4 protein-coding genes are annotated in these 7,184 nt (G+C 65.9%); 1 reads left to right on the top strand and 3 read right to left on the bottom strand.

Annotated features, from left to right (window positions below):
* Positions 1-1,074, bottom strand: a 1,074-nt coding sequence (locus B2W70_RS15505) for a PEP/pyruvate-binding domain-containing protein (RefSeq protein ID WP_286747019.1), incomplete at its 3' end; no start/stop codon positions are given.
* A 232-nt stretch (positions 1,075-1,306) separates the two neighbouring features.
* Here B2W70_RS15505 and ppsR point away from each other — a divergent pair.
* Positions 1,307-2,125: a posphoenolpyruvate synthetase regulatory kinase/phosphorylase PpsR gene (gene ppsR / locus B2W70_RS15500; protein ID WP_286747018.1), complete on the top strand. Its 819-nt coding sequence runs from the start codon at positions 1,307-1,309 to the stop codon at positions 2,123-2,125.
* On the opposite strand, the gene B2W70_RS15495 is transcribed toward ppsR, so the two are convergent.
* Both B2W70_RS15495 and gcvP read right to left on the bottom strand, forming a co-directional pair.
* Positions 2,119-4,866, bottom strand: a complete 2,748-nt coding sequence (locus tag B2W70_RS15495; RefSeq protein ID WP_286747017.1) for a hybrid sensor histidine kinase/response regulator — start codon at positions 4,864-4,866, stop codon at positions 2,119-2,121. The two genes, ppsR and B2W70_RS15495, sit on opposite strands and share 7 nt — an antisense overlap.
* A 166-nt stretch (positions 4,867-5,032) precedes the next feature.
* The coding region (gcvP, locus tag B2W70_RS15490) for an aminomethyl-transferring glycine dehydrogenase (protein WP_286747016.1) at positions 5,033-7,184 on the bottom strand (2,152 nt) is incomplete at its 5' end.

Below are 7,184 nucleotides of genomic sequence, written 5' to 3'. Positions count from 1 at the left end.
CTTGAGCTTGTAGCGCTGCTCGCTCTTGCCTTGCTGCTGGCTCTTGACCGTTTCGGGGCGGGCTTGGAGGATGTAGATCTTGCCGTCGCCGCCGTCCTTGCCCCATTCGATGTCCATCGGGCGGCCGTAGTGCTGCTCGATGACGAGGGCGTAGCGGGCCAGCTCCATGACGTCGTCGTTGCTCAGGCTGTAGCGGTTGCGGGCTTCGACGGTGGTGTCCACGGTCTTGACGAGCTTGCCCGAGGCGGCCTTCTCTTCGGGCGTCGAGAACTCCATCTTGATCAGCTTGGAGCCCAGGTTGCGGCGGATGACGGCCTGCTTGCCCGACTTGAGCGCGGGCTTGTGAACGTAGAACTCGTCGGGGTTGACGGCGCCTTGCACCACGGTTTCACCCAGGCCGTAGCTGGAGGTGATGAAGACCACGTCCGAAAAACCGGACTCGGTGTCGATGGTGAACATCACGCCAGCGGCGCCGATGTCCGAGCGCACCATGCGCTGCACGCCCGCCGACAGGGCCACCACGTCGTGGGCGAAGCCCTTGTGCACGCGGTAGGAGATGGCGCGGTCGTTGTACAGCGAGGCGAAGACTTCCTTCATCTTGTGCAGGATGTCTTCGATGCCGATGACGTTCAGGAAGGTTTCCTGCTGGCCGGCGAACGAGGCGTCGGGCAGGTCTTCGGCGGTGGCCGAGGAGCGCACGGCGAACGAGGCCTGGGGGTTGTCGCCAGCGAGGGTGACGAAGGCTTCGCGAATGGCCTTTTCCAGGTCAGCGGGGAAGGGCTGTGCCTCGACCCAGCCACGGATTTCGGCACCGGCCTGGGCCAGGGCCTTGACGTCTTCGGTGTCGAGCGTGGCCAGGCGCTGGCTGATGCGCAGGCTCAGGCCGTCGTGCTTGAGGAATTCGCGGAAGGCGTGGGCCGTGGTGGCGAAGCCGGTGGGCACGCGCACGCCGTTGGGCAGCTGAGAGATCATCTCGCCCAGCGAGGCGTTCTTGCCGCCCACCGACTCGACGTCGGACATGCGCAATTGCTCGAAGGGCACGACCAGGGCGGTCGGCTCAAAGCGTTCGGTCATAGAAAAGCTCCAGGATGGTGAAAAAATCTTGGGGCTTCCGGAGCGAAGCTGGGGCGGCCGGTCTGTTGTTTTGATGGTGTGACCTAGCGGGCGTCAGCGGGCGGGCCGGAAACGGTTGAACCGATTGTAGGGTCCCGCCTATGATCCGGGGGGTCTTTCCAATGAATCCGGATCGCGCCGGGGGCCGGTGTTGTGAACACCTCACCCCCTCGTTCGAGGTCCCCGCATCCCCATGCCCGATCGCAGCGTTTTCTTCGTGTCCGATGGCACCGGCATCACCGCCGAAACCATGGGCAATTCCATCCTGGCCCAGTTCGCCATCAAGCCCCGACACGTCCGCCGGCCCTTCATCGACACGGAGGACAAGGCCTTCCACGTCGTGCGCGAGATCAACACCGCGGCCGAGCGGGAGGGGCAGCGCCCCATTGTTTTCACCACCTTGGCCAATGACGACGTGCTGTCGATCCTGCAGACCTGCCAGGGCAAGGTTTTTGACGTCATCAAGACCTTTGTGGAGCCTTTGGAAGAAGAGCTCAACATGAAGTCCAACCACCGCGTCGGTCGCTTCAGCGACGCGAGCGTGGACGGTGAGTACAACAACCGCATCGACGCCATCAACTACGCGCTCGAGCACGACGACGGGCAGTCGTCTCGCAACCTCGAAGAGGCAGATGTGGTGCTGGTTGGGGTGAGCCGTTGCGGCAAGACGCCCACTTCGCTTTACCTGGCCATGCAGCACGGTGTGAAGGCGGCCAACGTGCCCTTGATCCCCGAGGACTTTGACCGTGGGTTCTTGCCGACCATGCTCAAGCCCTACAAAAAGAAGTGCTTCGGGCTGACCATCGACCCGCAACGGCTGAGCCAGATTCGCAACGAGCGTCGGCCCAACAGCCGCTACGCCAGCCTGGAGAACTGCCGCTTCGAAGTCCAGCAGGCCGAATCCATGATGCGTCGCGAGGGGATCGCGTGGTTGTCATCGACGCACAAGTCGATCGAAGAGATCGCCACGACGATCCTGCGCGACATCCGGCCTGATCGCCTGATTTACTGACCCTGCGTGCCAGGCATTGAGGTGGCCTGAGGGTCGGGAGATGCCAGGTGGGCCAGGAAGCCCCGCAGGTGCAGGGACAGCCGCCGGCCCAATGCGCTCGACTCCGGGTTGGCGTGCCTGGCCTGGTCTTGTGTCTGCGTGGCGAGGTCGGCCATGCCCGGGGTGCGCAGGTTCAGGGCAATGCCCTTGATTTCGTGGGCCACCTTGGCCAGTCGCACCAGGTCCGCAGACTGCAAGGCCTGGTTCAGTTGATCGGCCACGCCGGGCAGTGTTTGGCGGGCCACGCTGATCAAGGCACTCAGGACACCAGGTTGTGGCGCGAAGTGTTGCTGCATGCTGACCCAGTCGGCTTCGGGCGTGGCGAGCGCAGGATCTGCCGAAGGGCTGGACGGGGGTACAACTTTCATGGGGCTCTCCGGCGGGCGTGACACGTGCTTGAGCACCGCCTGCACCAGTGTATCCAGCATGTAGGGCTTGGTGATGTAGTCGACCATGCCTGCGCTCATCGCCTCTTGCCTGGCCTGGCTGAAAGCGTGTGCGGTCAAACCAATGACCGGGAGTTGTGGCGACAAGCGACGGATGCGTCGCGTGGCCTCGTTGCCGTCCATGACGGGCATCTGGATGTCGCAAAGGACGAGGTCGATGTTGGCCGGGCCGTTGGCCACGCGCTCGACGGCTTGTTCACCGTCGAAGGCAAATTCGATGACCGCCCCTTCCGCCTCCAGCATTTGCCCCAGGATCAGCCGGTTCACCGGGTTGTCTTCTGCAGCGAGCAGGCGCAGGCCGCTCAGCCTGCGTTGGCCTGCGCGCGCCTGCGGTTGGGGGCGGTGGGTCAGGGCGTGCAGCAGTCGAAGGGGAGAGAGCGGGCCGCTCAGCAGGAGTGTGTCCATGGACAGCGGTGTGCCGTCTTGCCCCACTGGGCGGACACCCACGTCTGGCTGGTGCACGACCAGGGGCTGACCCGATGCCTGCAGTTCGTTGAGCGAGGCGGCCGTGTGCGTGCTCAAGGCGCGCTGGTGAAGCAGCAGCGTGGCAGCGCGTGGCCGGGTCTCCGGCACGCGATCGCTCCAGCAGGCGGAGCAGCCGCGTTGCTTCAACTGGTGCATCAGGGCTTCGCGCTCGCCCTCCGGAAATCCGATGAGCACGAGGTTGGACAAGGTCGTCCAGTTGGGCGGCGCCGCTTCCTGCAGGGGCAGGCTCACGCAAACACTCGTCCCTCGCCCCCGCTCGCTGCGCACCTCGATCTCGCCCCCCATGAGCTCGACCAGGCTTTTGCAGATGGCCAGCCCGAGCCCGGTTCCAGCGTTGCTGGCGCCGTTGGTCTGGGGGGCTTGCGCGTCGTGCACCTGCACGAAGGGCTGGAACAATTCGTCCAACCGTTCGGGCGGGATGCCTGTGCCCGTGTCGCTGACCGTGAAGTTGAGCCGGCTGCCGTGTCGGCTCAGGATGAGCCGCACTTCACCCTGGTCGGTGAACTTGATGGCGTTGGTGATCAGGTTCACCAGGATCTGGGTCAGGCGTTTGGCGTCGCCCAGCGTCTGCGCGGGCACATCGACGCCCTCGTCGATTTCAAGTCGGATGCCTTTGCTGCAGGCGCGCAGTGCGGTGACGCCAAGCACCTGCTCGATCAGCCTGCCAATGTCGACCACGCCCAGGTGCAGGTGCATCTTGCCGGCCTCGATTTTGGAGAAGTCGAGCACCTCGTCGATGAGCGAGAGCAGGTGCTGACCTGAATCGAGGATCTGCCTGAAGGTGCCGGCGCAGGGCGAACCCGTGCTTTCCTTGAGGCCGATTTGTGCGAGGCCGAACATCGTGTTCAAGGGCGTGCGCAGCTCGTGGCTGACGTTGGAGAGGAAGTCTGATTTGGCCTGGCTGGCCGCTCGCGCGGTTTGCTCTGCGAGCTTGGTGTCGGTCACGTCGAGCACGAGCACCAGGAAGCCTTTGACCGAGTCCCCGTCGAAGTCGGGCAGGTAGTGGGTTTCGCTGACGCGGTGCTGTCCCGGATGGCCGGGCACGGGCAGGTCCCGCAAAAAGCATTGCCGCTCGCCGCGCAGTGCGCCTTCGATGTGAGGTCGGTTGAGCTCAAAAAGGCTCTTGCCCAGCAGTTCGCTGATGTGCTTGCCTCGGATCTCGTCCGGGGTCATGCCGAACCAATCGCCGTAGGCGTGGTTGGCAAAGCGGTTGCAGAGCAGTTTGTCCCAGTATCCGACCAGGCCGGGTACGCCGTCGAGGATGGTCTGGAGCAGGCGCTCGTGCTCGGATGGGGCTGGGGTGTCGTTGGGGACGTCCTCGGTCGGGCTTTCCTGCCATCGCAGTTTCTCGTCGTCGATCGCCTTTTGTGAGGTGACGTCCATCACGATGCCGACGTAGTGGGTCGGCCCATCGCGGGTGAGCAGGCCAGGCTGGCCCCGGCTCAGTAGCCATCGAACAGGACCTCGCTCAGGCAGCGTGCGCCAGCATCCTTCGAAGGGTGCGCCAGCACGCCGTGCCTCGCTGACCGCCCGCATGGCCGCATCGCGGTCGTCGGGGTGGATGCTGGACAACCACGTCTGGTAGGACGGGGGCTGCTCACCTGGGCTGAGGCCGTAGAGGCGCCAGACCTCTTCGGTCCAGCGGTTCTGGTCGGTGCGGAGGTCCCATTCCCAGACGCCAGCTCGGGCAGCGTGCAGGGCCAGCTCCAGGCTGGCACCGGCTGGCGCCAGGAGCCCTGGCAGTGGGGCGTGCGTGATCGCGGAACCCATTGGGCCTCCTGCATCGGTGCACCGCCTCAGGGGCGGTGTCAGGCGTGAAGGGGGCCCGCCGTGATACGACTAACGCACACCGAGCCCGGCGTAAGACAGAACATTGTCTTGGCGCCGCTTGCCGCGATGCACAAAGACCATGCCAGTTACCTGGGCATGTGGGGCGTCAGGCGTCGGCCGAGATGGGCAGGCAGCTGCAAAACAGGTTGCGATCGCCGTGAACGTTGTCCACGCGGCCAACTGGAGACCAGTACTTTTGCTGGCGCAGGCTGGACACCGGGTAGGCGGCGGTTTCACGGCTGTAGGCGTGCTGCCACTCGCCGCTCAGCAGGGTGGCCGCAGTGTGCGGGGCGTGCTTGAGCGGGTTGTCCTCGCGAGGCAGGCGGCCTTCTTCGACGGCACGGATCTCGTCGCGGATGGCGATCATGGCGTCGCAGAATCGGTCGAGTTCGGTCTGGGATTCGCTCTCGGTGGGCTCGACCATCAGGGTGCCGGCCACGGGAAAGCTCAGCGTGGGCGCGTGGAAGCCATAGTCGATCAGGCGCTTGGCCACGTCTTCGGCCGACACGCCGCTGCTGTCCTTGAGGGGGCGCAGGTCGAGGATGCACTCGTGCGCCACGCCGCCGCCCTTGATGAGGCTGTTGCCACCACTGAAGTGGATGTCGTAGTGGTCGGCCAGGCGGGCGGCCACGTAGTTGGCATTCAGGATGGCGACCTCGGTCGCGGCCTTGAGGCCATCGGCGCCCATCATGCGGATGTACATCCAGCTGATGGGCAGCACGGCGGCGTTGCCCAGCGGAGCGGCCGAGACGGCGCCGACTTGCTGTTCGGTGCCCAGGCCGGCCGAGCGGTGCGCGGGCAGGAACGGTGCAAGGTCTTCGACCACGCAGACGGGGCCGACGCCAGGGCCACCACCGCCGTGCGGGATGCAGAAGGTCTTGTGCAGGTTCAGGTGGCTGACGTCGCCACCGAACTGGCCCGGGGCGGCCAGGCCGACCAGGGCGTTCATGTTGGCGCCGTCCACGTAGACGCGGCCACCGTGTTCGTGCACCAACTTGCACAGCTCGGTCACGCGCGTTTCGAACACGCCGTAGGTGGACGGGTAGGTGATCATCACCGCGGCCAGGTTGGCGCTGTGGGCTTCGCACTTGGCGCGCAGGTCGTCGAGGTCGACGTTGCCGTTGGCGTCGCACTTGGTGACCACGACCTTCATGCCGACCATCTGGGCGCTGGCGGGGTTGGTGCCGTGGGCCGATTCGGGGATCAGGCAGATGTCGCGGTGGCCTTCGCCGCGCGACTCGTGATATGCCTTGATGATGAGCAGGCCAGCGTATTCGCCTTGCGAGCCGGCGTTGGGCTGCAGGCTGATGCCGGCGTAGCCCGTGGCCTGCGACAGCCAGGCGCACAGCTGCTGGTCGAGCAGCTCGTAGCCCTTGAGCTGCTCACGCGGGGCGAAGGGGTGGATGTGTGCGAACTCCGGCCAGGTGATGGGGATCATCTCGCTGGTGGCGTTGAGCTTCATGGTGCACGAGCCCAGCGGGATCATGGTGCGGTCCAGGGCCAGGTCCTTGTCGGACAAGGCGCGGATGTAGCGCAGCATCTCCGTCTCGGAGTGGTGGGTGTTGAAGACCGGGTGCGTCAGGTAGGCGCTGGTGCGGCGCAGGCCTTCGGGCAGGCCGATGATGGCGGTGGCGGCCAGCTGATCAACGCTGGGCACGGCCTTGCCGGCGGCGAACACGCTCAGCAGGTCGGCCAGGTCGGCCCGGGTGGTGGTCTCATCCAGCGAGATGCCCAGGGTGTCGGCGCTGGCGGCGCGCAGGTTCATGCCCTTTGCCACCGCAGCGGCGAGCAGCTGGTCGTGCTCGGCTGGGCTGGCGCAACGCACGTGCAGGGTGTCGAACCAGGTGTCGTGCAGCAGTTCGCGCCCGAGTTGCTTCAGGCCCGCGGCCAGGATGGAGGCGTAGGCGGTCACGCGCTGGGCGATGCGCTTGAGGCCCTCGGGGCCGTGGTAGACGGCGTACATGCTGGCCACGACGGCGGGCAGCACCTGGGCCGTGCAGATGTTGGAGGTGGCTTTTTCGCGGCGGATGTGCTGCTCGCGGGTCTGCAGGGCCAGGCGGTAGGCGGGGTTGCCGTGGCTGTCGATGCTGACGCCGACCAGGCGGCCGGGCAGCGAGCGCTTGAATGCGTCTTGCGTGGCCAGGTAGCCGGCGTGGGGGCCGCCGTTGCCCATGGGCATGCCGAAGCGCTGGGTGGTGCCGCAGGCGATGTCGGCGCCGAGCTCGCCGGGCGAGGTCAGCAGGGTCAGGGCCAGCAGG

It is taken from the genome of Aquabacterium sp. UBA2148 (assembly GCF_002328915.1).
Taxonomy (GTDB): domain Bacteria; phylum Pseudomonadota; class Gammaproteobacteria; order Burkholderiales; family Burkholderiaceae_C; genus Aquabacterium; species Aquabacterium parvum.
Note: the sequence above shows the minus strand (reverse complement) of the source record. Positions and strands in the feature narration are given on the sequence as shown.